Origin of the sequence: Sediminihaliea albiluteola (genome assembly GCF_014077625.1) — a bacterium.
In the GTDB taxonomy this organism is placed as follows: Bacteria; Pseudomonadota; Gammaproteobacteria; order Pseudomonadales; family Halieaceae; genus Sediminihaliea; species Sediminihaliea albiluteola.
Map to the genome: position 1 here is coordinate 51,829 of NZ_JACFXU010000015.1, position 26,008 is coordinate 77,836.

The 26,008-nt window shown below is 52.8% G+C and carries 26 protein-coding genes and 1 tRNA gene; 22 read left to right on the plus strand and 5 right to left on the minus strand.

The window, feature by feature from the left end; all coding sequences use genetic code 11:
• Nucleotides 1–276: 276 nt before the first annotated feature.
• Nucleotides 277–1,374 (plus strand): endonuclease/exonuclease/phosphatase family protein, encoded by a 1,098-nt coding sequence (locus tag H2508_RS11415; protein WP_182173613.1) that lies wholly within the window; start codon nt 277–279, stop codon nt 1,372–1,374.
• On the opposite strand, the gene H2508_RS11420 is transcribed toward H2508_RS11415, so the two are convergent.
• On the minus strand, nt 1,371–3,164 hold the full coding sequence (locus tag H2508_RS11420; protein ID WP_182173616.1) for a DEAD/DEAH box helicase: 1,794 nt from the start codon (nt 3,162–3,164) through the stop codon (nt 1,371–1,373). The two genes, H2508_RS11415 and H2508_RS11420, sit on opposite strands and share 4 nt — an antisense overlap.
• 296 nt (nt 3,165–3,460) lie before the next feature.
• On the opposite strand from H2508_RS11420, the gene H2508_RS11425 reads away from it, so the two are divergent.
• Nucleotides 3,461–4,042: a superoxide dismutase gene (locus H2508_RS11425; protein ID WP_182173619.1), complete on the plus strand. Its 582-nt coding sequence runs from the start codon at nt 3,461–3,463 to the stop codon at nt 4,040–4,042.
• A 117-nt stretch (nt 4,043–4,159) separates the two neighbouring features.
• Nucleotides 4,160–4,645, plus strand: a complete 486-nt coding sequence (locus H2508_RS11430; RefSeq protein WP_182173622.1) for a YbhB/YbcL family Raf kinase inhibitor-like protein — start codon at nt 4,160–4,162, stop codon at nt 4,643–4,645.
• A gap of 2 nt (nt 4,646–4,647) precedes the next feature.
• Here H2508_RS11430 and H2508_RS11435 read toward each other — a convergent pair whose 3' ends face one another.
• Nucleotides 4,648–5,421 (minus strand): SDR family NAD(P)-dependent oxidoreductase, encoded by a 774-nt coding sequence (locus tag H2508_RS11435; protein WP_182173626.1) that lies wholly within the window; start codon nt 5,419–5,421, stop codon nt 4,648–4,650.
• A gap of 31 nt (nt 5,422–5,452) precedes the next feature.
• The gene (locus H2508_RS11440; protein ID WP_182173629.1) at nt 5,453–6,673 is read right to left on the minus strand and encodes an acyl-CoA dehydrogenase family protein; all 1,221 of its coding nucleotides are present in this window, start codon (nt 6,671–6,673) and stop codon (nt 5,453–5,455) included.
• Between the two features lie 248 nt (nt 6,674–6,921).
• Between H2508_RS11440 and H2508_RS11445 the strand changes: the two genes are divergently transcribed.
• The 5 genes from H2508_RS11445 to H2508_RS11465 all read left to right on the plus strand — a co-directional run bounded on the left by H2508_RS11445 (nt 6,922) and on the right by H2508_RS11465 (nt 13,201).
• Nucleotides 6,922–7,425 carry a nuclear transport factor 2 family protein gene (locus H2508_RS11445; RefSeq protein ID WP_182173632.1) on the plus strand — a complete coding sequence of 168 codons (504 nt, stop codon included), beginning with the start codon at nt 6,922–6,924 and terminating at the stop codon, nt 7,423–7,425.
• A gap of 130 nt (nt 7,426–7,555) precedes the next feature.
• Nucleotides 7,556–8,791, plus strand: coding sequence for an acetyl-CoA C-acetyltransferase (locus H2508_RS11450; RefSeq protein WP_182173635.1), 1,236 nt, complete (start codon nt 7,556–7,558; stop codon nt 8,789–8,791).
• A gap of 232 nt (nt 8,792–9,023) precedes the next feature.
• Nucleotides 9,024–11,264 carry a lipopolysaccharide kinase InaA family protein gene (locus H2508_RS11455; protein WP_182173638.1) on the plus strand — a complete coding sequence of 747 codons (2,241 nt, stop codon included), beginning with the start codon at nt 9,024–9,026 and terminating at the stop codon, nt 11,262–11,264.
• Nucleotides 11,265–11,403: 139 nt separating this feature from the next.
• Entirely contained in the window at nt 11,404–11,667 is a 264-nt protein-coding gene (locus tag H2508_RS11460; RefSeq protein WP_235965302.1) for a DUF3144 domain-containing protein, read from the plus strand.
• A gap of 19 nt (nt 11,668–11,686) precedes the next feature.
• Entirely contained in the window at nt 11,687–13,201 is a 1,515-nt protein-coding gene (locus H2508_RS11465; protein ID WP_182173641.1) for a pyridoxal phosphate-dependent decarboxylase family protein, read from the plus strand.
• Nucleotides 13,202–13,267: 66 nt separating this feature from the next.
• Here H2508_RS11465 and H2508_RS11470 read toward each other — a convergent pair whose 3' ends face one another.
• Complete coding sequence (locus tag H2508_RS11470) at nt 13,268–14,782, minus strand: FMN-binding glutamate synthase family protein (protein WP_182173644.1); 1,515 nt, start codon at nt 14,780–14,782, stop codon at nt 13,268–13,270.
• 179 nt (nt 14,783–14,961) lie between these two features.
• Here H2508_RS11470 and acnA point away from each other — a divergent pair, with 179 nt between their 5' ends.
• The 7 genes from acnA to H2508_RS11505 all read left to right on the plus strand — a co-directional run bounded on the left by acnA (nt 14,962) and on the right by H2508_RS11505 (nt 21,405).
• Nucleotides 14,962–17,688 carry an aconitate hydratase AcnA gene (gene acnA / locus H2508_RS11475; protein ID WP_182173647.1) on the plus strand — a complete coding sequence of 909 codons (2,727 nt, stop codon included), beginning with the start codon at nt 14,962–14,964 and terminating at the stop codon, nt 17,686–17,688.
• 361 nt (nt 17,689–18,049) lie between these two features.
• Nucleotides 18,050–18,286, plus strand: coding sequence for a CPXCG motif-containing cysteine-rich protein (locus H2508_RS11480; RefSeq protein ID WP_408014941.1), 237 nt, complete (start codon nt 18,050–18,052; stop codon nt 18,284–18,286).
• 109 nt (nt 18,287–18,395) lie between these two features.
• On the plus strand, nt 18,396–18,824 hold the full coding sequence (locus tag H2508_RS11485; RefSeq protein WP_182173650.1) for a PaaI family thioesterase: 429 nt from the start codon (nt 18,396–18,398) through the stop codon (nt 18,822–18,824).
• A 46-nt stretch (nt 18,825–18,870) separates the two neighbouring features.
• Nucleotides 18,871–19,101: a hypothetical protein gene (locus H2508_RS11490; protein ID WP_182173653.1), complete on the plus strand. Its 231-nt coding sequence runs from the start codon at nt 18,871–18,873 to the stop codon at nt 19,099–19,101.
• 219 nt (nt 19,102–19,320) lie between these two features.
• Complete coding sequence (locus H2508_RS11495; protein WP_182173656.1) at nt 19,321–20,061, plus strand: SDR family NAD(P)-dependent oxidoreductase; 741 nt, start codon at nt 19,321–19,323, stop codon at nt 20,059–20,061.
• Nucleotides 20,058–20,501, plus strand: coding sequence for an acyl-CoA thioesterase (locus H2508_RS11500; RefSeq protein WP_182173659.1), 444 nt, complete (start codon nt 20,058–20,060; stop codon nt 20,499–20,501). The genes H2508_RS11495 and H2508_RS11500 overlap by 4 nt, the downstream gene beginning before the upstream one ends.
• Before the next feature lie 217 nt (nt 20,502–20,718).
• Nucleotides 20,719–21,405 (plus strand): DUF3592 domain-containing protein, encoded by a 687-nt coding sequence (locus H2508_RS11505; protein WP_182173662.1) that lies wholly within the window; start codon nt 20,719–20,721, stop codon nt 21,403–21,405.
• 106 nt (nt 21,406–21,511) lie between these two features.
• Here the strand turns inward: H2508_RS11505 and H2508_RS11510 are convergent.
• A tRNA-Leu gene (locus tag H2508_RS11510) sits at nt 21,512–21,598 on the minus strand.
• Nucleotides 21,599–21,789: 191 nt separating this feature from the next.
• Here H2508_RS11510 and H2508_RS11515 point away from each other — a divergent pair.
• From H2508_RS11515 to H2508_RS11545, 7 genes are all read left to right on the plus strand, one after another.
• Nucleotides 21,790–22,020 carry a hypothetical protein gene (locus H2508_RS11515; protein ID WP_328799362.1) on the plus strand — a complete coding sequence of 77 codons (231 nt, stop codon included), beginning with the start codon at nt 21,790–21,792 and terminating at the stop codon, nt 22,018–22,020.
• An 88-nt stretch (nt 22,021–22,108) separates the two neighbouring features.
• Complete coding sequence (queA, locus tag H2508_RS11520) at nt 22,109–23,191, plus strand: tRNA preQ1(34) S-adenosylmethionine ribosyltransferase-isomerase QueA (RefSeq protein ID WP_182173665.1); 1,083 nt, start codon at nt 22,109–22,111, stop codon at nt 23,189–23,191.
• 14 nt (nt 23,192–23,205) lie between these two features.
• Nucleotides 23,206–24,309, plus strand: coding sequence for a tRNA guanosine(34) transglycosylase Tgt (gene tgt, locus H2508_RS11525; RefSeq protein WP_456238870.1), 1,104 nt, complete (start codon nt 23,206–23,208; stop codon nt 24,307–24,309).
• Nucleotides 24,310–24,311: 2 nt separating this feature from the next.
• Nucleotides 24,312–24,638 (plus strand): NGG1p interacting factor NIF3, encoded by a 327-nt coding sequence (locus H2508_RS11530; RefSeq protein WP_182173760.1) that lies wholly within the window; start codon nt 24,312–24,314, stop codon nt 24,636–24,638.
• On the plus strand, nt 24,635–25,219 hold the full coding sequence (locus H2508_RS11535; RefSeq protein WP_182173671.1) for a CoA pyrophosphatase: 585 nt from the start codon (nt 24,635–24,637) through the stop codon (nt 25,217–25,219). Before H2508_RS11530 ends, H2508_RS11535 begins: the two co-directional genes overlap by 4 nt.
• Before the next feature lie 56 nt (nt 25,220–25,275).
• Entirely contained in the window at nt 25,276–25,800 is a 525-nt protein-coding gene (locus tag H2508_RS11540; protein ID WP_182173674.1) for a gamma carbonic anhydrase family protein, read from the plus strand.
• Nucleotides 25,797–25,988, plus strand: a complete 192-nt coding sequence (locus H2508_RS11545) for a DUF1289 domain-containing protein (RefSeq protein ID WP_182173677.1) — start codon at nt 25,797–25,799, stop codon at nt 25,986–25,988. The genes H2508_RS11540 and H2508_RS11545 overlap by 4 nt, the downstream gene beginning before the upstream one ends.
• Nucleotides 25,989–26,008 lie beyond the last annotated feature (20 nt).

The following is a 26,008-nucleotide window of genomic DNA, read 5'->3' on the forward strand; positions in this document are numbered from 1 at the left end:
AATTTTTGTTCAGACCTGATAGTCAATATGGACTGTATTGATGCTGTTATAGTAGTTTCCGACATCTCCTAGTCCCAATAAACCCTGCACTGTTGTTTCTCCTTTTCGCGCAACACGCTAAGGTGTGCGCGTAAATCAGCAGTGCTTTAGTTACAGGTATTCAATGATACAAGTTATTTCTTACTCTCAAGAGTTTAGCCCTCGGCGCAGGGAACTCATCTTTTTAGATCAGTGTTCGGCTTTTAATCTGCGCAATAACTTCGCTGGAGGGTGGCAATGCTAGAGACTTATCTGCTGCTGCTGACCCTGTTGTTAGCGGTCACTTTGCTACCCTTGTCGCGCAAAGAGGTTTGGTGGATTCGAGATCTGGACTTTCCGCGTCTGCAGTTGGCTTTGCTCGCCTTGTTACTGCTGGTTTGTGCAATCCCTGCGACCGCTGGCAAGGTAGTGGCCGGGCTGCCACTGGCGCCTGTGGCGCTATTGCTTAGTGCCGGCTGCTTAATCTACCAGCTGTGGTGGATTTTACCTTACACGCGATTGTTTCCCCCTGAGGTAAAAGCTGCCCGTCACAACAGTGCTGCCACTGAACTCACTATTTTGACCAGTAATGTACTGACGCCTAATCGCAATGCTGATGCATTGCTGGACTTGGTGGCCCGAGAGCGCCCCGACGTGCTGGTGACACTGGAGTCAGATCAATGGTGGCAGGATCAGCTCGATAGCCTGTTGCCTGATTACCCATATGCCCTCAAGTGCCCTTTGGATAACCTTTATGGGATGCACGTTTACTCTCGACTGCCCTTGGAAGATGGGCAGATAGAATATTTAGTTGAAGACAAGGTGCCGTCAATGCACGGGCTGTTGCGCTTGCCTAATGGTTGCGGTGTGCGTGTGCACTTTCTACACCCTGCGCCACCTAGCCCCACTGAAAATGCCGAGTCTGCAGAGCGTGACGCTGAGCTCATTATGGTGGCTAAAAGCGTGCAAAAAGCGAGCGACCCAGTGATTGTTACTGGTGATCTTAACGATGTGGCCTGGTCTGAAACTACCCGCTTATTTCGCAAAATTAGTGCTTTGTTAGACCCGCGAATTGGCCGAGGTATGTTCAATACCTTTCATGCTGATTATTGGTTTTTCCGCTGGCCCTTGGATCATTTATTCCACAGTGAGCATTTTACACTGGTGAATATCCGCCGCCTAGCGAACATAGGCTCGGATCACTTCCCGCTGCTCACCACACTGGCCTTTGAGCCGCTGCGTGGCAGCGAACAGGAGGGTGTTGAGGCTGGTGCTGATGACCGCGCACTGGCGCGCAAGAAGCTGGATCAGCAAGAGGTCAAAGTCGCTGATGTGCCTGAGCCGGGGGCACCCTAGCTGGATTTGCGCTTTTTGGCTGGTCGTTTAGAAGGCTTGGCCTCGGCTTTGGCGGGGCCTTTTCTAGCACTTGGCTTGCGCTGCTTGTTATTTTCACCACCCAAGCGGCTGATTTGCAAGCGTTGCCCACTGACCCAGACAGCCTGAAGCTTTTGGAATAGCTCGACGGGCATCCCTTCAGGCAGATCAACTGTGCTGTAGTCGTCGAGAATAGCGATATGGCCGATATGCCGACTATCAATATCTGCTTCATTGGCGATGGCGCCAACAATATTACCGGGTTTAACGCCGTGGTTGTGTCCGACTTCTATGCGGTAGCGCTGCATACCCTTTTCTAGCTGTGTTGCATCGCTGCTTTTACGCTGGCTTTTTGCGTGCTCGGGGGCCTTTTTGCGTGGGCGCTCCGAACGTTCAAAGCGGGGCTTGCTGTAATCGGCTTCGGCGAGTGTTTCACTGCTTTTGTTACCAGCTTTGGCGCTGGAAGTGCTTTTACCTTGCGCCATAAGGGCTAGAGCAGCGGCAATATCTAGAAGTGAGACTTCGTTGTCATGCTCATACTGCTCAATCAATTGGCGCATGGCATCGAGATCGCGGCTGGCTAGGGTTTCAGTGATTTCATCACGGAAGCGGTCAGCGCGCTTGTCAGCGACTTGCGCGGCACTGGGCAATTCCATTTTTTCAATGGCTTTGCCAGTTGCCTTTTCGATAGCTTTAAGCAGGCGGCGCTCGCGGTTAGCGGCAAACAGGATGGCTTCGCCGGTTCGGCCTGCCCGTCCGGTACGGCCAATGCGGTGCACATAAGCCTCGACATCGTAGGGGATATCATAGTTGATGACATGTGAGATACGCTCGACATCCAATCCGCGCGCAGCTACATCGGTAGCCACCAAAATATCCAGCTGCCCATTCTTGAGCTGCTCGACAGATTTTTCGCGCAGCTTCTGGGGCACGTCGCCGTTCAAGGCCGTAGCAGCGTAGCCGCGGGCGGCGAGCTTTTCGGCCAGCTCGGTGGTCGCGATACGCGTTCTGACAAAGACGATGACGCCATCAAAGTCTTCAACTTCTAAAATACGAGTGAGTGCATCTAATTTGTGTACGCCAGAAGTCATCCACACCCGCTGACGGATTGAGTCGTTGGTAACAGACTGCATTTTGACCGTGACTTCAGCCGGTGACGACAGGTGATGGCGCGCAATTCGGCGAATGGCATCGGGCATAGTGGCGGAGAATAGGGCGATCTGACGTTCCGGTGGGGTCTGGGTAAGCACCCATTCCACATCATCAATAAAGCCCATGCGCAGCATTTCGTCAGCTTCATCGAGCACTAGCATTTTGAGGCCGTCGAGCTTCAAGGTGCCGCGGCGCATATGATCCATTACCCGCCCTGGTGTGCCTACGATGACATGAGCTCCACGCTGCAGCTGGCGCATTTGCCCTCGCAAGTCGGAGCCACCGTAAATTGGCAAAATCCGAAAGCCGGGGAGGTGATTGGCATATTTTTGGAAGGCTTCGGCAACCTGAATCGCCAGTTCTCGAGTGGGCGCTAGCACTAGAACTTGCGGTTCGACTTTGGATAAATCCAAGCGCGCTAGTGCAGGAAGTGCGAAGGCGGCAGTTTTACCCGTACCTGTTTGAGCCTGCCCTACCATATCGGTGCCTTCGAGTAGGATCGGAATGGTTTGCGCTTGAATCGCAGAAGGTGACTCATAACCGACATCACGCAAACCTTGTTGCAATGATTCGGGAAGCTTGAGGTCTGCGAAGCTAATCGCTGAGGGAACAGAGGACATGATTTGGGCCTGGTAGGGTAGGAATGCTAGACTTTGGCGGCAAGTATACAGCCCTGCCGCTATGCTGCAATTTGAATATTTGGGTCAGAATTGGCATCCTTTAGGCTTCAATAGCTTGATTTTAGGGCTTTGAGCCCCAATACAGTCAATAGCCGCAGTAATAACTAAGGGCGGCTAACGAGCTTCGTTTTTATCCACAAGCAATGCCTTCTTAATCAAGTTTACGTATTATTAGTACGTCTTACTGAGTACAGCCCTGCTGGGCTGTTAAATGACAACATAGGAGATTAACCCTTATGGCTATTTCACTTCCCGAACTGCCTTATGCAATGGATGCCTTGGCGCCGCACATTTCTAAAGAAACCCTGGAGTTTCACTACGGCAAGCACCACGCGGCTTACGTCAACAACCTGGGCCCACTGATTAAAGGTACCGAGTTAGAGAACGCCGATCTGGAAACTATTGTGCGCAAGTCTTCTGGTGGCACTTTCAACAACGCCGCCCAAGTATGGAACCACAGCTTCTACTGGAACTGCTTGAGCCCCAATGGCGGCGGCGCAGCTAGCGGTGCAGTAGCAGAGAAAATCAATGCAGCATTTGGTTCTTTTGACAAGTTTAAAGAAGAGTTTACTGCCAGCGCGATTGGCAACTTCGGTTCAGGTTGGACTTGGCTGGTAGAGAACAAAGACGGTTCAGTTGCTATTGTAAACACCAGCAATGCAGAAACACCACTGACCACTGACGCCAAGCCGCTGCTGACTGTCGATGTGTGGGAGCACGCTTACTACATCGATTACCGCAACGCTCGCCCTAAGTACATGGAAGCTTTCTGGGCACTGGTAAACTGGGAATTTGTTAACGCCAACTTGGCCGCTTAAATCCCTCGTGTCGCGTCGGGCTAATGCCCGGCGCACACTCTTGTCCGACCCTCCTCCTTTGTTACCCCGATATTGACGCCACCATCGCGTCAGCCACTCTTGAATAGAGGTAAAATTATGGGATTTGCACTGTCAGATATTCAAATTACCAGTACCGCTTTTGCAGCTGGAGAGGCTATTCCCACCAAACACACTGGTGAGGGTGTAGATGTTTCACCGGCACTGAGCTGGGATCAGGTGCCAGAGGGCACGAAATCTTTTGCTGTGTTTTGTCACGACCCCGATGCCCCCCTGATCACCGAGTGTGGCAGCTACGGATTTGTGCACTGGGTCTTGTACAACATTCCCGCTGATGTACGTGAGCTTAAGGAAGGCTGTAGCGATTACACCAAGGGTAAGAACAACTTTGGGCACGAGCACTACGGTGGCCCAATGCCTCCCCCTGGTCACGGGAAGCACCAGTACTACTTTTGGATCTTAGCCTTAGATACCGAAACTGCTCTGCCAGAGGGCTTGGCATTGAGAGATCTTTTACAAGAACTTGAACCCCACACACTGGGCATGAACCGTCTGGTTGGAACCTACCAGCGCGACGCTGAATAAGCCTAGACCATTCTTGCTAAATGGGCTCCGTCTACGGGCAGTACTGTGCCGTTGACAAAGGAGCCCGCTTCGCTGGCCAGCAATATAATGGGCCCCAGCAACTCCTCCAACTGCCCTAGACGTTGCGCAGGCATTTGTTCAATGTAAGCTTGACCGGCGGGTGAATCGAAATAGTCACTGTTAATTTCGGTTTTAAACCAGCCAGGTGCAATGGCATTGACGCGTATGTTGTGACGCACCAAGTCCAGCGAAAGACTTTTAGTGAGCTGAATAACTGCGGCTTTGGAGCTGCAGTAGCTGGTCTGCCCAGGGTGAGCGGCTAGACCAAGTACTGAGGCAATATTGATTATGCTGCCAGGTAGCTGGGCGGCAAGCAGCCGACGGGAAGCTTCTTGCGCTACATGCCAGACACCTTTGAAATTGGTGTCCATGACAAAGTCCAGCGAGTCATCATCAATCTTCAAGAAGTGTTTGGGGTCGGCCACGCCAGCGTTATTGATAATCACATCGACAGTGCCGAGGGCTACCTCGGCCTGATTAAAAGCTGCTTCAATACTCGCTTTGTCAGTGACATCCATGGTGACGGCTAAAGCTTTGCCGCCTTTGTCTTCAATCTCTCTCACCAGTGACTCAAGTCGTTCCACACGGCGAGCAGCCACCACGACGGAGGCCCCAGCCTCTGCCAAGCCTTTTGCTACGGTATAACCAATACCGCTTGATGCGCCAGTCACCAGGGCTATGCGCCCTGTTAGCGAGAACTGTGCCATTACACTCATACTTTGCCTCCTCTAACTCTGGTATTGATCTTTAAGCGCTGTAGCGTTTGATGACTTGTTTACCAAGGGCCATTTGATGTACTTGATCTGGGCCATCGGCTTGCCGGCACCAGCGAGCATAGTTGAAGGCCTCTGCCATACAGTAGTCCTCGGTTAACCCTCCGGCGCCGTGCATTTGCATGCATCGGTCGATAATGGTCTGGGCCATTAAGGGCACGGATATTTTACTGGCAGCGATAAGGTCCATGGCAGCCTTAGGGCCCACTTCATCCATGCGTTTGCAGGTTTTAAGAACTAGCAAACGAGCCATCTCAATTTCGGCGAAGCTTTTGGCAATGTCTTCACGTACCGACTGGTGTTGGCTGAGTTCGCGACCAAAAGTGCTGCGCGATGTCACACGCTGACAGGCCAGTTCCAGCGAGCGCTGGGCAGCGCCAATCAGGCGCATGCAGTGGTGAATACGGCCAGGGCCGAGACGCCCCTGGGCAATTTCAAATCCCCGGCCAGGTCCTAATAAAATATTCTCTAAGGGAACGCGGACATTGTCGAAGAGCAATTCTGCGTGGCCGATAGGGGCATCGTCATAGCCTAATGTGGTAAGTGGGCGCACTATGCTTAAGCCGGGCGTGTCTCGAGGGACCAGAACTTGAGACTGCTGCTTATGACGGTTGCTGTTATGGGGGTCAGATTTTCCCATCACGATAAAAATAGCGCAGCGCTCGTACATGGCCCCGGTAATGAACCATTTACGGCCGTTTAAAACCCACTCATCACCGTCTTGTTCGATGCGCAGTTCAATGTTGGTGGCATCGCTAGAGGCGACCTGTGGTTCAGTCATTGCATAGGAGGAGCGAATATCACCTGCTAGCAGAGGCTTGAGCCAGCGCTCTTGCTGTGCAGGTGTTGCGTACTTCATGAAAACTTCCATGTTGCCGGTGTCGGGCGCATTGCAATTGAAGACCTCGGGGCTCCACAGCACGCGGCCCATCAGTTCAGCCAGTGGCGCATAGTCAAGATTGGATAAACCTTGGTGATCACAAAACTCGGCAAGCGAGGGAGGAATAAACAAGTTCCAGAGTCCCGCATCTTTTGCCTTTGCCTTTAGCTCATCGATCAGCGGTATAGCAGCAAAGCGAGAGGGTGATTGTTGTAGTTGTCGTGCGTAGTGTTCTTCGTTGGGGTAGATGTGCTGATCAAAGAACTCTGACAAGCTATTTTGGTATTGTTGGGATGCTTCACTGAAACTGAACATGGGGGCTCCAAGTGGCTGAGTCAATGCGATGCATGACAGCATAGAGCTGAAGCGTCTGTCTTCCAAATTTATTATGCTGAGGGCTCGTATTGATGCTAAATGACCTTGTCCTGAGCTTTGAAGCGAGGGTTCAGCTTTAGAAAAGCTTGCTTTGGCTCAGTGGGTGCTGATACTAGATGCCTATAAAACTAAGGGCTGCAGCTATGGGGCCTTTCTTACACAATAACATCTATGGAGTTGAAGTTAATATGTCAGAGCAAGTAATACGATCTGCATTAGCGGATGAAGCAGCAATCCGCCAAGTACTGGCGCGTTACTGTCGCGGTTTAGATCGCATGGATAAAGCCATGGCTTATGCAGTTTGGCACGAGGGTGGCACCGCAAATTACTATGATATTTTTCAGGGTAGTGGCCGCGGTTTTGTTGATTGGGTTTGGGAAGCACATGCTGAAATGGAGCGCCACTCCCATCAAATTGCTCAATCGGTGATTGACTTAGATGGCGATACCGCATGCAGCGAAACCTACGTCACCGTTGCGCTTTGGACCAATCCCGATGAGCAGGGTGAGCAGCAAGAAATTATTGGTCGAGGTCGCTACTTGGATATGTGGTCCCGTCGTGAGGGGCGCTGGGCGATAGATCACCGCGAGCATGTGCTTGATATGCAAACAGTGCAGCCATTACGGCGAGGCTATGTCAGTGATGTGTCGCAGCGTGATAGCACTGACCCTTCATATAAAGTGCTCGGCTAAATAAAAACTTAGGCCATGCTTTAGTGCTTGTTTTACATTTGCACAGTGCCGGTCTCGGCTGTTGTGCGATTGCCTAGAGTTCATTGTAATATCTCTGCTCCGAATACAACGATAATAGGAAGGAAGTAGTATGAGTGAAGCTTGGATCATAGATGCCTGTCGCAGCCCGAGAGGTATTGGTAAAGCAGGAAAGGGGGCCCTGGCCTCATTTCACCCGCAGCAATTGGGGGCTACTGTTTTGAAAGCCATCGCCGAGCGAAACAGTATTGATACGGCGGCGGTGGATGACATTATTTGGGGAACCAGTTCCCAGCGCGGCGACCAGTCAGGTGACTTGGGCCGCATGGCGGCCTTGAGCGCTGGCTATGATGTGCGCTCTTCGGGGGTCACCCTAGATCGCTTTTGTGGCTCAGGCATCACCGCCGTCAATCTAGCGGCAGCAACTCTGATGTCGGGTATGGAAGATCTGGTGATTGCCGGTGGCACCGAGATGATGTCGCACTACGGGCAAGACGGCAGTCAGCCATCCATGTTCCTCGATAACGGTAATCTAGCACTGCGTGCTATCCATCCACAGCCGCATCAGGGTGTTTGTGCCGATGCTATTGCCAGCCTAGAAGGCATTGATCGCCAAGCCTTAGATGAACTCGCTCTGCTATCACAGCAGCGCGCGGATCATGCTATACGCAATGGTCACTTTGCTAAGTCTCTGGTGCCGGTCTACCACTCCGATGGCAGTTTGGCACTTGATCAGGAGGAGTTTCCGCGACCGGAAACTACCCTTGAGGGCCTGTCGCAGCTAAAAGCCTCTTTTGCCCCAGTGGCGGACTACCCTCTCGACGAAGAGGGTACGACCTACCGCAAATTAGTGCAGATGAAGTACCCCGACTTGCAGATCGAGCACGTTCACCATGCCGGTAACTCTTCCGGTGTGGTAGATGGCGCTGCAGCACTTTTATTGGCATCCCCAAGTTATGCTCGATCTCAGGGCTGGAAGCCTCGAGCACGAGTAGTGGCAATGGCCAATATGGGCGATTCTCCGACCCTGATGCTGAATGCGCCAGTGCCGGCTGCCCGCAAGGTCTTAGCAAAGGCTGGCTTGACTGTGGCGGACATTGATTTGTTTGAAATTAATGAGGCCTTCGCCGTCGTGGCAGAGAAGTTCATTCGTGACTTAAAGCTGGATCGCGATAAGGTCAATGTGAATGGTGGAGCGATGGCACTCGGTCATCCCATTGGTGCTACCGGCTCTATTCTAATCGGTACCATGCTGGATGAGTTGGAGCGCCGCGACTTGCAGCGGGGGCTGATTACTATGTGCGCCGCCGGTGGTATGGCCCCAGCGATTATTATCGAGCGCTTATAGCGCTGCACTTACTCGGGTTTGTCTGCTTGTGCGCTAGACAAACTCGAGCAGTAGAGACATCAATAAAGCGAGTTTTACTCAGTTCTTAGGGCGGCTTGTTGTCAGCTCAGGCCCTGTGCCACTGCGGCAACAATACAATTGGCGCTGGATTGGCTGGGGCTAAGGACTGACGAGAGCAGCTCTTGGATGGTACACTCGCCGAAAATTCCCAAGCAGCGCCACTGAGCATCCCTTGAACAAGTATCTCCATCCCTTCTACGGCTACCCCCTAACCGTTCTGGAGCTTGGCCGCGCCATTCTCCAAATACCCCGCTGGTTATCACTTTCTAATCAGCCTTTGCCCAGTGTCACCCTTTCTAGCGACTGCTTTGGCGTGAATGTCGCCCCCGGAGAATCTGAGGCTGTTGATGACTACACATTAGCAGCTCTGAGCGAGCTCGGTGTGCGTCATGTGCGGCTCGATTTCAGCTACTGTGCTCAGGAAGCGCGTGCAGAGGAGTTTCTAGAGCGCTTGTTAGCAGAAGACTACCAAGTGCTACTCAGTGTGTTTCCGCCACTTAGCGCCGCTCAGAAACTACTCGAAGACCCAGCTGAGGCACAGCGCTGGCGTGATTTTCTACGCGCAACCTTCACGAAATATGCTGGCCGAATAGCCCATTTTGAAATTGGCAATACGCCGAATCGGGGCCGCTGGTCGGGGTTTTCGTCCCGTGCTTTTGTGGTGGCTTGGCAAATAGCTGCTGAAGAGGCCGCTACTTATCAACTTTGCTTAGCTGGCCCCAATGTGTCCGATTTTGAGCCGCTGTACAACGCCGCTTACTTGGGCATGTTCAAGCGTCTTGGCAGTATCCCGAGTTTGCATACGGACAATCTTTTTGTCGAGCGGGTGATGGAGCCAGAGGCGCTAGACCACCGCGCGATGGGCCGCGCTATGCGCGGTTTAACTAAATTAAACTTAATCAAGAAGGCTCGGGTACTACAGCAGATCGGTGCAGACCGCGGCAGCCCATTCCTTGTCAGTAGTTATACCTGCTGGACTATCAAACGGCTTTCACGTCGCGGTGCTTGGCCAGATATCAAACGGGTCGACTATTTGTTGCGCTACTTGGTGCTGGGGCTTTCCAGTGGTGCCTTGCAGCGGGTGTACTGGGGGCCTTTGATTTGTAATCGCGATGGCTTGGTGGATGACCAATGTAGGGATTACCCAGAAATAGACCAGGTAAGCTTTTATCAGCGGGTTCGTGGGCAGCTCGAGGATTTTTCAAAAACACCAGCATTCGATGCTTTGGCGCACAGTGTAAGGCGCCTGCAAAACGCTCAGCTAATTGCCGTACACCACAACCCCGCTGGCCTTAGTCTCTTTCGCCTGGATGATTTGTCCAACAGCCTGAACAGTCGTTATGTCGCATGGTGTCGCGATAGTCGTGCCTTGCCTCTGGCTGCTTTGTTCCAAGCGGAAGATCTGCAGCGGGCAAGCTTTGAAGACGCCACAGGGCAAAGCATAGCGCCGCCGTTGACGGTGACTGAGCACCCGATATTTATCAGTTTCGATGAGCGCCCAGTGGCCCTGCAGTGGCAGGAGCAAAACGAAGCGAAGTTCTTGCAGTGTCGACACTTAAGTACGCCGGAGCTGCAGTCCATCTATTGGCAGGACTTGCAGTGGCGCGGTGCTTTGACCCTGCGCAGCGATACTCAAGCGACTGATTTGAGTTTGGCTGAAAGGCTGGTGCCGGAGCGCATTATTCAGGCGCCGGAATTGCGCGTATTGCGGGATGTGCGCAACCGTCTGTGGAACATTGCGGATCCGCGTGGCCTATGCCAAGAAGTGACCGTCAAGCTCAATCGAGTAGCTGGACTGAAGAAACTGACTTATCGCTTTCGGCCTAGCAAAGGCCGCCGGCATTGGAATAATGCCTGCTTGATGTTGCATCGCGGTGTGCGTACGCCGACGCCACTGGCTTACTTTGAGCGGCACGACAGCCCAGGAAATCGTGACTCCTGGTACCTCTGTGAGTTTTTGCCCGAGGCTTACTCAGTGCGCGAAGTGTATGCCGCCTTCCGGGAGGGGGCTGAGCAGTTTCGCGGACTCAATAAGGCAAGCTGGCTGAGCTTAATCGCCGACTTTGTTTGTAATATGCACAATATGCAGATACTGCACAGAGATTTGTCCGCAGGTAATTTGTTACTGCAGGATAAAGATGGCTATCCGCAAGCTTGGTTAATTGACATTGGTAGGGCCAGGATATGGGAAGGGGCCGGCTCTCGCTTGCGCGATCGTCATCGCTTCCAAGATTTAATTCGCATTGCCTATAAGTTGAACTGGGCAGACCGCGAACTGTTTTTGGCGGCCTACGAAAAATCCTTGGGAAGAAAGCTCTCTTCTTTATGGCGAATACCTTTTCATTACTATGACAACAAGCAACGCTTTAAAAAATCACTGAAGGGCAAACGGCGCAAACGCACCCAGCGTTAAGCCAATTGATTAGTGCCAGAAAACTGCAAAAGCGAGTGCTTTTAAGCTTTCTTCCTCACTGATGGGGCTGCTTTGCAGTCAACAAGCGATACCCGAAGGTGTTAGAATTTCGGCCATTCAATCTAAATGGAGTCTAATGATGTCTGATCAACAATCTGAGCAAGAGCAACATCAGCAGTGCATGCAGCGCTTTATTGATGTTGCCAACACGCTGAAGAATGAAGGAGTGTCAACGCGGGTTATTTCTGCGGCACTGATGACAGCTTCAGGTGTTTACACAACCTACACCGTGGCCGGAAATGCTGGCGGGCTTAATGAATCAGGCGTAGAGAAAGTGACTGAAGCCTATCGCCAGAGCTTGCAGAATATTCAGCGAGCTAAGCGTGAAGAGCAGGGGCAGTAAGAGCCTTGGGTCTATACATATGAGCAATACTTTGCTGGATCTGGATGCACCTTCACTGCTGGATCCTGAGGACTGGGCTGATTTTCGTGCACAAGCTCACGCCGCACTTGATACGGCGCTAGAGTTCATTGAACAGCGTCAGCAGGGCGCTGTATGGCAGGAGCTGCCAAGCTCTGTCACAGCGCTGGATCAGCCGCTGCCCCGCAAAGGCGCGCCGCTCGATTCGCTGGTGAGCGATGTGCAGAAGAAGATCATGCCTTATACCCTGGGCAATACCCATCCGAGGTTTTGGGGCTGGGTGCACGGCAGCGGAACCCCCAGTGGGCTGGTAGCGCAAATGATGATGGCCGCTATCAATGCCAATATGGGTGGCCGCGAGCACGCTCCTATCTATGTTGAGCGGCAGGTCATTCGCTGGTTGGTAGAGTTGTTTGCCCTTCCTGAAGGGGCCAGTGGGGTGATCTGTACTGGTACTTCGACGGCGACGCTATTGGGCCTGTCTGTTGCTCGGCACAAGAAAGTTGGCCAAGTGCTGCGCAGTGCAGGGAATGCTGCGATGCCGGGTTTGCGCGCCTACGCCTCTGGTCAAGTGCATGTTTCCGTCAGTAAAGCACTAGAGCTCATGGGCTTAGGCACGGAGGCGCTTTGTGCTGTACCGGTGGCATCTAACTACAGCATGGATGTGAATGCCCTAGAGGCCCAGCTACAGGCTGATATTGCCGAGGGCCTAGAGCCTTTTGTTGTTGTATCTTGCGTCGGCAGTGTTAATTCTGGTGCCATCGATGACCTGCAAGCGATCAACCGCCTGTGCCGAAAGTATGGTGTTTGGCATCATGTAGATGGCGCTTTTGGTGCTCTGAGCATATTGTCAGAGTCCTTGCGCCCGCGTATCGCGGGGATTGAAGAGGCCGACTCGATTGCCTTTGATTTTCATAAGTGGATGCATGTGGGCTACGCTGCCGGCTGTTTACTAGTGGCAGATGGGGAGCAGCATCGAGCCACATTTGCCACCTCGCAAGCCTATCTTAAGGCTGAGTCCCAGGGCGAGCGTGTAGGGATGAGTGGCGGTGCGCCTTGGCCCACAGATTTTGGTGTGGAGCTATCCCGCGGGTTCTCAGCCTTGGCAGTGTGGTTTCAATTGCGCGAGATGGGCACCGAGCGTCTTGGACGTGCGATCTATCGCAACTGCTTGCAAGCAAGCAAGCTGGCCGAGGCTGTTACTGAGCAGCCGGAGCTGCAATTATTGGCCCCGGTCTCGCTCAATATTGTGTGTTTCCGCTACGCGCCGCAGTTCCTGTCGGAAGAAGCCTTAAACGACTTAAATCGACGTATAGTGATTGAGTTGCAATGTCGCGGGATAGCGGCGCCGTCCTCCACAGTATTAGATGGGCGAACTGTTATCCGGGTAGCCATTACCAATCACCGCACTAGATGGAGTGATTTGCAAGCGCTACTAAATGAAACCCTAGCACTAGGTGCAGAGTTGCAAGCGGATGCTGGCCTGACAAGTTCAGTCTTATCGGCGAATTTTTAAGGTCAATCAAATGCCGCCAAGTACTGCGCCTGATTGAAGGCGAAGCATTTGGCGGCTGTCGTTTCTTTAATGCCGATACTGTGACTGTGTTTCTTTGTCTGGGTAAAGGTTGCTGAGAGGTTCAGGTAGCCCCTGCTCGCTAATGATTTGGGCGTGACTGCGATTGAGTAAGCGCGGTTCGGCGACGCCGCAGGAATGGGCAATTATCTCCACTTCGTGCATCAGGTTTTTCGCGTAGTTAGCGACTCGCTCTGCTTTGTCGGTCGGGTCGAGCCCTTGCTGCAAGTCAGGGTCGTGGGTGGTTACACCTGTGGGGCAGGTGTTCTTATTACATTGCAAGGCCTGTATGCAACCGAGAGCAAACATAAAGCCGCGGGCTGAGTTAACACAGTCGGCGCCCAGACAAAGCGCTGCAGCGACCCCTGAGGGGTTGATCATTTTTCCAGAGCAAATCACTCGAATGCGCTCGCGCAAACCGTACTCGATTAATTTATCTACCACCAAGGGCAGACTGCGCCTCACTGGCAGCCCCATCAGGTCGATAAGGCTTTGCGGTGCGGCGCCAGAACCGCCATCAGCGCTATCGATAGTAAAGAAGTCCGGGGCGTACTCTAGGCCCAGCTCGTGGATGCGCTGGCAAAACTCATCCAGCCATGCGATTTGGCCGATTGCGGCCTTAATGCCGACCGGCTTGCCACTGACCTCGCGCACATGGTGAATCATGTGCAACAGGTCGTTGATGTTGTGAATCTCGCGGTGCCGATTGGGGCTGATGGAGTCTTCACCAGCGGGAATGCCTCGGGTTGAGGCAATGACATCGGTCACCTTGTTGCCAGGCAGGATTCCGCCCTTACCAGGTTTGGCGCCTTGGGAGAGTTTAATTTCAAACATTCGAACTTGCTCGTGACTAGCGATTTCGCGCAGCCGCTCATCGCTTAGCCGGCCCTGAGCATCACGGACACCGTACTTAGCTGTGCCAATCTGAAAAACGATGTCGCAGCCGCCCTCATAATGAAAGGGCGAGATCCCGCCTTCACCGGTGTTAAGCCAGATGCCCGCTTTTCTTGCGCCACGTGATAGAGCACTGACGGCCGGGGCTGATAGCGCTCCATAGCTCATAGCCGAGATGTTGAAGAATGAACTACTTGAGTAGGGGGTGCGGGCAAAGCCATCGCCAAAGCTAATGTGGCTGCGTACGCCGACCTCTTCCTCTAGGGGCGGAAACAGGCTATTGAGAAACAGAAAGTCGCCGGGTGTATTCAAGGGCTGGGTCGAGCCAAACGCGACTGTCGAGTCGACATTTTTGGCTGCGCGATACACCCATGTACGTTGAGCTCGGTTGAAAGGAAGTTCTTCACGGTCTAAGGCGAAGAAGTATTGACGAAAAAATTCGCCCATGTGTTCAAAAAAGTAACGAAAACGCCCGATCACTGGATAATTGCGGCGAATACTGTGCCGAGTTTGCCTGATATCCGTCACATACATCCAAAGCACCACGCCGATAAGCCCTACAATGAGCAGCGCGATAACGACTGAGCTGACTCCTAGGAAGCCAATGGTGAACTGTTGCAGGGGGGTCATCTATTATATCTCCGATTAAATATCCGTTAATCCACAGCGCATTTTCGCATAGTCTATTGCGATAGGAAGGGCTGAGATCACTAGGAAGATGTTTTCTACAGCTGCTATAGTGTCAGACATAATTAAGCGAGTAAGCAAAGCTCGCATCGTCTTTCTATTTAAATTGCCTGGAGGTTCGAATGAGCACTCGTCACAGTAAAACCCAGACTCTGGAAACAGCTGGTAAGCAGTACCAAATTTATCCTCTAGAGCATCTTTCGAGTCTCGGCGATGTCGAGAGCTTGCCCTATTCGCTGAAACTTCTGCTTGAGAACCTTTTGCGTCACGGCAAGGAGCAGTATGTCACCGACGATGATGTAGAGGCGCTAGTCAATTGGGACCCCAAGGCCGAGCCGAGTCAGGAAGTGGCCTTTGTGCCGGCTCGTGTGCTGTTGCAGGATTTTACTGGTGTGCCGGCAATTGTCGACCTAGCAGTGATGCGCGACGCGATGGTAGAGCTTGGTGGTGAAGCAGGGCAGATTAATCCCTTGTCACCGGTGGAGTTGGTCATTGACCACTCAGTGATGGTGGATCACTTTGGCAAGGAAGGCTCGCTGGAGAAAAACACAGATATCGAATTACAGCGCAACCTCGAGCGCTACAAGTTTTTGCGTTGGGGACAGGATACCTTTAGCAACTTCCGCGTGGTTCCACCGGGTACAGGTATTGTCCACCAAGTTAACTTGGAGTACTTGGCTCGCGGTGTATTTGCCGGCGAGCAGGATGGCAAACCCACAGCCTATCCGGATACTTTAGTTGGGACGGATTCGCATACCACCATGATTAACGGCCTTGGTGTGCTCGGTTGGGGGGTTGGTGGCATCGAGGCCGAAGCCGCAATGCTCGGCCAACCGGTTACCATGCTGATACCCCAAGTGGTTGGCATGCGTCTCGATGGCCGCTTGGCCGAAGGCGCGACAGCTACCGACCTAGTACTGACTGTTACTCAGCTGTTGCGTGAGCACGGCGTGGTGGGCAAGTTTGTTGAGTTCTTTGGCCCAGGCTTGAAGCACCTGACGCTGGCTGATCGGGCCACCATTGCCAACATGGCGCCAGAATACGGAGCTACCTGTGGGATTTTCCCTGTCGACGCCCAGACCATTGAGTACTTGAAGCTCACCGGGCGTGATGAGGAGCAGTTGGCCTTAGTAGAAGATTATATGAAGACCATGGGGCTGTGGCACGATGACGACACCAAGCCGGCCCGTTATAGCGCGACACTGGAGTTGCAACTTGACACAGTTGTACCTTCACTGGCGGGGCCTCGGCGCCCCCAGGACCGCATTGCGCTCACTGATAGCAAGGAAAACTTTAGCCGCGTCTTGCGAGAGTACAAAGAGCTGTCGGTGGTGACTAAGACAAAAGATGACTGGGAAGATGAGGGCGGTCAGCTGAATGAACACCTAGAAGCCGTCAACGGCATCCATATTGAGCGTCCAGAGGGCAACTTTAGTTTGCGCCACGGTTCAGTGGTGATCGCGGCGATTACCAGTTGCACCAACACCTCCAACCCCGAGGTGCTGATCGCTGCTGGCCTGGTCGCTCGTAAGGCAAGAGAACTGGGCTTGGTCTCCAAGCCTTGGGTGAAAACGAGTTTGGCGCCGGGTTCCAAAGTTGTTACCGGCTATCTAGAGCGCACTGGCTTAATGGAAGACCTTGAGGCGCTGGGCTTTTATCTGGTGGGCTACGGTTGCACGACCTGTATTGGTAACTCTGGGCCACTGCCCGACGATATCAGCGATGCCATTCGCGAAGGCAACCTCATGGTGGCCTCAGTCTTGTCAGGTAACCGTAACTTCGAGGGCCGAATTCACCAAGACGTGCGGGCGAATTACCTCGCATCGCCGCCCTTGGTAGTGGCCTATGCGATTGCCGGGCGAATGGATATTGACCTCTATAATGAGCCGATGGCAGAAAGTGCTGATGGCAAGCCAGTGTTCCTGGCTGACCTGTGGCCTGACAATAAAGAAATTAACGAGATCCTAGTCGGTGCACTGGATACAGAAATGTTCCGCGAGCGCTATTCCGATGTCTACACCGGCAACGAGAGCTGGAATAAACTGCCCGTTGAGGGTGGCGAGCGCTACCCTTGGCCCGAGTCGACCTATGTACGCAAGCCGACCTTCTTCGAGGGTATCGCCGATACCAAGCCCGGCGTTAGCGGTATCCAAAATGCTCGTTGCTTAGTGAAGGTTGGCGACAGTATCACCACTGACCACATTTCCCCAGCCGGTGCGATTGCGGCTGATAGCCCGGCGGGTAAATATCTGCAAGAGCAGGGTGTTGAAGTCAAAGACTTTAACTCCTACGGCTCGCGCCGAGGTAACCACGAGGTGATGATGCGCGGTACCTTTGCCAACGTGCGGATGAAAAACCAGTTGGCGCCGGGCACTGAGGGTAGCTGGACGACTAACTTGCTCAATGGCAATCAAGAGTCCATTTATGATGCCTCGGTGGCTTACCGCGAGCAGGGGATCCCTCTGGTCGTGTTGGCAGGGCTAGAATACGGCACGGGCTCATCCCGTGACTGGGCAGCAAAAGGCCCCTCGCTGCTCGGTGTTCGCGTTGTGATTGCGCGTAGTTACGAACGTATTCACCGCTCCAACCTAATCGGTATGGGTATTTTGCCGCTGCAGTACAAAGAGAATGAAAGTGCTGAGAGTCTCGGCTTAGATGGCACAGAATCCTTTAGTATCGAAGCCGTGAAACCCGGTCAGGAATGGGCAGAGGTTGTCGCAGTGAAACAGGGCGGAAACACCACCCGTTTTGATGCATTGATACGCATCGATACGCCCAATGAGTTTTCCTATTACGAAAACGGTGGCATCCTGCACTACGTACTGCGTCGTATGGCTGGAAGAATTTGAGCTCAGTCTATTCTAAGCAGTGAACCGCCATCACCTCTGTGATGGGCTGATAAATGCCGCTACTTGAGTTGTCTTTTCAAGTGGCGGCATTTTAGTTTGTGCCACTCGTTTTTCTTCTCTCGACGAGCCCGATTCCAGCTATCCATTTGTGACACAGAGCCGCCTGCTCGGCGTTTTTCACTGTAGTTTTCAATTTCTGTTTTGAGCTTTTGGCAGCGCTGCACACGCTGCTCATCCTGGGCAAGTACTGCTGTGATAGACAGTGAGTATAAGAGGCAGCATAGTGTAGTGAAGCGCATGATTCATCTCTAAAGTACTGTGTGCCTTCAAGTCTAGCGTCTGGGACTAAGTGCAGTGGAAGATGAGCAAATATGACCAAATGCATGAACAAATGGGAGATTGTCCTATGTTGGGACTAGCAGAGCGCAAAGTGGCTTGCCCTTATTGTGCTGAGCTCATAGTGGTATTGATTGATACATCAATGGCCGAGCAGCAGTACATTGAAGATTGCCAAGTGTGCTGTAGCCCGATTGAATTTACTGTGCAGGTTCACAGTGAGGAGGCTATTGACTTGTGGCTGAGGCAGGAAAACGAGTAGTTATCTCTCAGGCCTCGCTGGAGCAATAGCCTTGCGCAGCGAGGCTGGTTGCTTTGTAATGGCCGGTGTTAATATTCCAAGCCCTAATATAATTAGCTAAGGATCTGCAGTGAGTAAGCAAGATGAAATTGATCAACTGAATACATTGATTCCGCCCTGCCTGGAAGTGCTTAATGGGCGCTTAGTTGATTTTGACCTCGAAGAACAAAGCTGTGAGATGGCCTTCGATGTGTCCGAACAGTACTGTCACTCGATTAATGTCGTTCAGGGAGGCAATGTCACAGTCATGCTGGATGCAGCTATGGCTCACGCAGCCTTTATCGTAGACAGAGATATTGTTGCTTTGCCCTCACTGGAAATCAAAGTTAGCTTCTTAGAGCCCACACTAGCTGGTCCGCTGCGCGCTCGGGGCAAGGTTATTAAGCTTGGTAATAGCATCGCCTTTCTCGAAGGCAGCTTGATCAATGGCGCTGGTGAAGTGTCTGCTCGTGCGACTTCCACTGCCAAGTTAGTTCGGCGCACTAAAAAACTATCTTAAGGCTGCAATTGAACGGCCTATCTCTATGCCAAAAAAGGAAATTAAGTTGAGCGGAAATAGCGAACAGCGGCGCCGAGGGCAGGAGCTTGCTGCCGATGAGCGCTCCGCTTATCAGCAAGCTCAAGCGGCAGGCGCTAGGGATAATCCTCTGGAAGCGATTAAAAAAATGCGCCTGAAGCAGCTGGCTGCCTGTCGTTTGAGCTCAGAGAAAGAGATGCAGCTGAGGCGGCATAAGCGCGATTCAAGTGACAGTGACGAGGAGGTCGCAGCTAAATAAGCGCTGCTTTGGCTTAGCATTTATTCGCTACTTTTAGCTGCCTAATCTTAGCCTGAGCCGCGGTGTTCTTTTAGGGAGTTCCAATGGCTCTTATTGTAAGGCAGCTAATAAAAAGCACTTATCAAGCTTTGCCACTTTCGTATTAGCTACGCGCCTTAGAGATCACAAAAATTCTATAGTTAAAATCTAACTTAATAATTCTTTTTTAAGGAGTAACCGGTGGCTTTGCAGTTTGGCTTTACAGCAGGCGATAGCATTCTCATCACTGGTGCGGCCAGTGGCATTGGTCGCGCCACAGCGCTTGCGGCGGCAAGACAAGGCTTAAATGTTGCCGCTTGGGATCTACAGGCAGAGCCTCTCGATACGCTAGTCGAAGAAGTTCGCGAGCTGGGAGTGCTTGCTCATGCTGAAGTAGCTGATGTGTCTGAACAAGAGGCCGTACTTGAAGCTATGGCGGCAACAGTAAGGGCTCTTGGACCGATTCGCATGCTGCACAACAATGCAGGGCCGCCATCGAGCCTGCCATTGGATTTTAGCGAAGGCTTGCGCATCTCAGTAACCAGCATGCAGATGGTGACGGAGGCCTGGATACCTCATCGTCCCGACGCTGAGTCCGCGATGGTGCTGACCTCTTCGGTGGCCGGTAATCTTATCGGTACTGACAATAGCTGGTACTCGGCATCTAAAGCGGCACTGGTTGGATACGTTCGGCACCTTGCGGCCTATCGCTCGGCAGAGTTTCGCAGCAATGCGCTTGGTCCTGGCATGACTTTAACACCGCGTATAGCTACTTTTGCTGACAGCGAGATAGGGCAGCAAGTACTTGAGCGGATTCCCCTGCGGCGCATGGCAAGTCCCGAAGATATTGCCAACGCGGCGCTTTTTTTGCTGTCGCCCTCGGCGGCTTACATCAACGGCGTTTTCCTTCCTGTAGATGGTGGCTGGGGGGTTACGCAATGACAAAATCGCCAATCCTTCACGTGCAGCATATCCGGCTTAGTTACGCTGATACGGACCCAGCAGGGATTCTTTATTTCGCCGCTTGGTTCCCCAAAATGGAGGGGCTTCAATCGGAGTTCATGTACTTGCAGGGCTTGCGGCAAGACACACTAAAAAAAGAGCGAGGTTGGTGGACGGTTACTCGGGCTACCGAGTGTGAGTATCTAGCTGCGGCAGAGCTCTATGACCTGATTCGAATGGAGCTCAGTATTGGCAGAATTGGTAATTCGTCTTTCGCCTTTGAGTACCAGATGTGGCGTGAAAGCGATGACTTGCTTGTGGCGCGTGGCTCGATAACGATAGTGGCGGTGTCACCTGAACAGGAAACGGTTCCTCTGCCTGGGGACCTTCGAGCGCTTGTTGAACGCTGGGCAAGCGAGGGCGCGCTTAGGCCTAGCTAAGCTCCTTTCGGGAAGTCCAAATCTAGCGGCCTGAGCCAGTGGGGCCGCTAGCAGCCTGTACTGCGCTGTGCGCAGGCTCCTATTGGCTGCTTACTTTGAGGAACTGGGTTATGCTTAACTAAGAGATGCTCTACATTGCAGATTCAGGCCTAGGCTGTGTTGGCTGCTTATCTCATGTGACGATAAATACTATTAATTGCATGTGCTGAGGCTGTTCATGGGAAAGATCGCTTCTGTTCTTAGTGCCCTGTCTACCAAGTGGTCCTCGGACCTGGGGGCGCGTGGTGCTGCTAAAATGGCAATGGGCGGCGCCTTGGTAGCTGAAGGTTTATTCGGTGTTGTGCGAGGTGGCAGTAAAGGTGGAGGCTTAATGGCTGCTTTTATTCCATTGATCGTGGGCGCTGTTTTTACCGCTATTGGTGTTTTCATGGCGCCTAAGGAATACCCAGATGCTGTGCACATTACGGGGAGCATAGTTGATGTGGTGCCCGTTCGAGACTCCGATGGTGACTCAATGTATTCAGCCATCTATAGTTACCGTGTCGATGGTGAGGATTACAGCTTAAGGTCCTCAGGCCGTTCGAGTAGTCGCTCCACAATCGGCGCCCCCATTAAGATTGTTTATTCCGCCTCTGAGCCGCGCAATGCTTATCGCAGCGACGGTATCGACGGCAACTTCCATTACATTTTTTTAGGCTCAGGTATCCTTGCTCTCATTCTAGGTGGTTGGGCCTTATTGATGAGCATCGTATTGGTTGCTATCGGTATCTGGTTATTCCAAAGTGGCCGCAGAGACCGTGCCAGTTCGGGCAACAACACTGGTTTTTTCCGCGACTTGATCTCTTTTGTCGCCAGCAATAAGAAGCCAGATGCCGCCCAAGAGCAAGTGGCTCCAGAGCCATAGAGGCGCAGCATCACTTTGGGCTGCTCTTCCTAAAGCCCAGCAGGGCTCTGTGCTTGTGGTGTTTCTAGGAGTTTTAGGTGCTGGCTTATAAGCTAGCAGAAGGGGATGGTACCGGTGGGCGGACTCGAACCGCCACGCTTTTAAAGGCGGGGGATTTTGAATCCCCTGTGTCTACCAATTTCACCACACCGGCACAACATATAGCAGGGAGATCAAGCCTCCCCGTTTGAAGCGCGCGATTATAGCAACCGCGGAACAAACTGCAACAGTTTTACACTTAACCCCGCTGCTGATTCCCTGTAAACTGCGCCTCGGCCCACTTATAGTGGCAGAATTGAACAGGTCGCCACGGTGGCGATTTCTGAGTATCGAAGGAGAAAAGATATGGCGATGAAGCTGGTTAAGAAGACAGCCGAATACAGCATTTACAAGCGTGGTGATGAGCGTTACGCAGTTAAGGATGCCAATAAGAAGGCTATTAATGGCGAAGAGAAGGCGAAAATTCTGGCTGCAGAAGGCTTGATCAAGCTGACAGCCCCTTCACCGAAAGCTGAAGAGCCTGCCGAAGACGCAGCAGAAGAAGCTGCTGAAGCCGCTGAAGACAGCGCAGAGTAAGCTAAGCTTTACGCAGTACGATGGAGCCGGCCCCTGCGCCGGCTTTTTTATTGACAGGCAATGCCTGCCAGGGCAGTGGCACTAGAGTATGAAACGCAGCGACTTTTTTTATGACCTTCCCCCCTCACTGATTGCCCAGCACCCACTGGCCCAGCGCAGTGATAGCCGTTTGCTGTGCCTTGACGGTTCAAGTGGGGCGATCGAGCACAGTTATTTTCATTCGCTTCTGAATTACCTCCGCCCTAATGACTTGTTGGTATTTAATAATACCCGGGTGATTCCAGCTCGATTGTGGGGGCAGAAAGAAACTGGTGGCCGTTTAGAGATTTTGATTGAAAGGTTGACTGGGATCGACACAGCCCTGGCACACATTCGCAGTAGTAAGTCTCCCAAGCCTGGCAGTCGAATCTTATTATCTGCCGAGCAGGGCGCTGAGCCCGGTCCTTTCTCGCTGGAAGTGATCGACCGAGTGGGCGCATTGTTTGCACTGCGTACGCCTGAGGGGCAGCCCCTGAGTGAAGTGCTACAAGTGATTGGACACATGCCTTTGCCGCCCTATATCGAGCGCAGCGATGAGGCCTTTGATCAAGACCGCTATCAGACCGTATATGCCGAGCGTGAAGGAGCGGTGGCGGCGCCAACGGCCGGATTACATTTTAGCGATACACTTTTGCAGGCCTTGGAGCAGCAGGGTATTCGCCGCAGTTTTGTGACTTTGCATGTGGCGGCAGGGACTTTTCAGCCAGTGCGCGCTGAACAGATTGAGGATCACCACATGCACGCTGAATATCTGGAAGTTGATGCTGAGGTCTGCGAGGCGGTGGCCCAGACCCGTGAGCGGGGGGGCCGGGTGATTGCGGTGGGCACTACGGCGGTGCGGGCCTTAGAGACCGCTAGTGCCGAGACCGGCCTGCCTCAGCCCTATTGTGGCGACACTGATATCTTTATTTACCCAGGCTATGACTTTAAAGCGGTAGATGCCTTAGTGACTAACTTCCATTTGCCTGAGTCCACTTTGTTGATGCTAGTCAGTGCCTTTGCCGGCCGCGAGGCTATTATGGCGGCTTATTCAGAGGCAATAGAGCAGTCTTATCGCTTTTTTAGTTACGGCGATGCCATGTTTATCACTGCAGCAAAGCATGCCGCAGTTAAAGAGGAAATGCGCTCATGAGTCGCGAATGCGGGATGCGCTTTGAACAGTTCGCCACAGATGGCAGTGCGCGCCGTGGGCGCTTACATTTTGCCCGCGGTACGGTGGAAACACCGGCCTTTATGCCGGTGGGTACCTACGGCACAGTGAAAGGCATGTTGCCGCGTGATATCCGCGAAATTGGTGCTGAGATTGTGCTCGGCAATACCTTTCACCTGTGGCTGCGTCCAGGCACAGAGATTATTGAGCAGCATGGTGATCTGCATGACTTTATGGGCTGGGATGGTCCCATACTGACCGATTCAGGTGGTTTTCAGGTTTTTAGTCTGGGCGAAATGCGCAAAATTTCAGAGCAGGGGGTGAAGTTTAAGTCCCCGGTTGATGGTTCGCCGGTTTTTCTGGATCCAGAAAAATCCATGGCTATTCAGCGCAGCCTAGGTTCTGACATCGTGATGATTTTTGACGAATGTACGCCCTATCCCGCTACTGAAAAAGAAGCGCGTGACTCCATGGAGTTGTCTTTGCGTTGGGCCGCTCGCAGTAAGGCCGCCCACGGCGACAGCCCCTCTGCTTTGTTTGGTATTGTGCAGGGCGGGATGTACCCGAACTTGCGCGCAGAGTCTCTGGCTGGGCTTAGGGATATAGGCTTTGACGGCTATGCCATTGGCGGTCTTTCGGTGGGAGAACCCAAAGAAGATATGCTGGCGGTGCTCGAAACCATGCAGCCCATTATGCCGCAGGATAAGCCCCGCTACTTGATGGGGGTGGGAACACCTGCTGACCTGCTTGAGGGAGTGCGTCGGGGTGTTGATATGTTTGATTGTGTGATGCCAACCCGCAATGCACGCAATGGCAATATCTTTACTTCGCGCGGTCAGTTGAAGCTGCGCAATGCGCGGCATAAGACTAGTACTTTACCACTGGATGAGGATTGTACTTGCTATACCTGCAGTCACTTCAGTCGCGCTTATCTACACCACTTGGATAAGTGCAATGAAATTCTCGGGTCACAGCTCAATACCATCCATAACCTGCACTTTTACCAGCAGCATATGGCGAGCATACGCAGTGCCATCGAGCTGGGTCAGCTGGATCAATTTGCCGAGCAATTTTATGCGCAGCAGGCAAGGGGGGTATAAGACTGTATAAGTTATGTTTTTATGTGCCCGAGAGTCATCTTGAGGCGGTTAAAGAGGCGGTGTTTGCTGCCGGTGGTGGGCGTATAGGCGATTATGATCGCTGCTGTTGGCAGGTGCTCGGCGAGGGTCAGTTTCGCCCGCTAGCCGCTGCCAAGCCTTTTATCGGTGAAGCTGGACAGGTGGAGCGAGTCAGTGAATACCGAGTCGAGCTGGTCTGTGATGCAAGCAGTATTGCGGCGGTTGTTGCGGCATTGAAGTCTGCGCATCCCTATGAAGAGCCAGCATTTGATATTTTACAGGTGATCACTAGTTTGCCGGAGGCTCCTTGAGGGCAAGTGAGCTGCTCGCTGCTTTGGCGCAGCGTTTTCCGCCGCGGGTTGCTGCCTGGCAAGGTCAGGGCCGCCAAGCTGGGGTGCTGGTTGCTCTGACCGATGAGAGTCAGCCTCAGGTGGTGCTAGGGCGTCGTGCGCTGCACCTGCCCTTGCATCCGGGGGAAGTGGCTTTTCCCGGCGGCAAGCGTGAACCCCAAGATCGAAGTATTTGGGATACTGCCCTGCGTGAATCGCATGAGGAAGTGGCACTGCCACCCAGTCAGGTCAACGCTCTTGCCCAGTTGCCACCCCTGCAAACCCGCAGTAGCTATCAAGTGCACCCCTGTGTGGGCTTGATACCCCCAGAGCAGCCACTGATGGCGGACCCGGCGGAGTTCGACAGCGTATTTACGCTACCTCTGTTACAGTTTGCCGAGCGCGATAGCTTTCGCTTAGAGCTGATGGGCTATCAGGGTAGCGAGGTATATGTGCCGCATTACGAGATTGCTGATGTTCTGGTCTGGGGGGTTACTGCCACAGTATTGGCCCAGATAGTGAACGTTGTTTACGATGCCGGCTTGGATCTCAAGCGCGCTTAGCTTCGGCTTCTGTTGGGTAGAAGTGAGGGTGAGTGCTAAAGATATGAGGATTGACGATGAAGTACAGCTTAGGTGACAAACAGGTACAGCTGCAGGGTGAGGGGCATTTTATTGCTCCTAACGCCGCAGTGATTGGCGATGTGAGCTTGCATGAGCGAGTCAGTATTTGGTTTAGCTGCGTTCTACGCGGTGATGTGGAGCGTATCGAAATAGGTGCCGGTAGTAATATCCAAGATGGCACAGTGATTCACGCAGATCCAGGCTTTCCCACTGTGGTGGGGCGCAATGTCACCGTTGGGCATAATGCTATGCTGCACGGCTGTACTATTGGCGATGGCTCATTAGTGGGGATCGCTGCAGTGGTGCTCAATGGTGCCAAGATAGGCAAGAATTGTTTGATAGGCGCCAATGCTTTAGTGACTGAGGGTATGGAGATCCCCGATGGCAGTTTGGTGCTCGGTGCGCCGGCTAAAGTGCGTAAGACCTTGAGCGAAGACGAGCAAAAAATGTTGCAGCTCAATGCCGAATACTACGTAAAAAATGCTGAGAATTTCAGCGCCAATCTAAGTCCGCAGCAGTGAGTGAGTCAGAGCCCAAGTCACCCTGCATCTCGGTCTGCGTGCTGAATGCAGAAGATGTCTGTCTGGGCTGTTATCGCAGTGCAGAGGAGATTACTGATTGGTTTATGGCCAGCGCCGAGGACAAGCGGGCCATTATTGAGCGTGCGCGCCAGAGAATGCTAAAAGACAAGCCTGTGCGCCTCAGTTAGCGCTATAGCGCTAGGGCTTG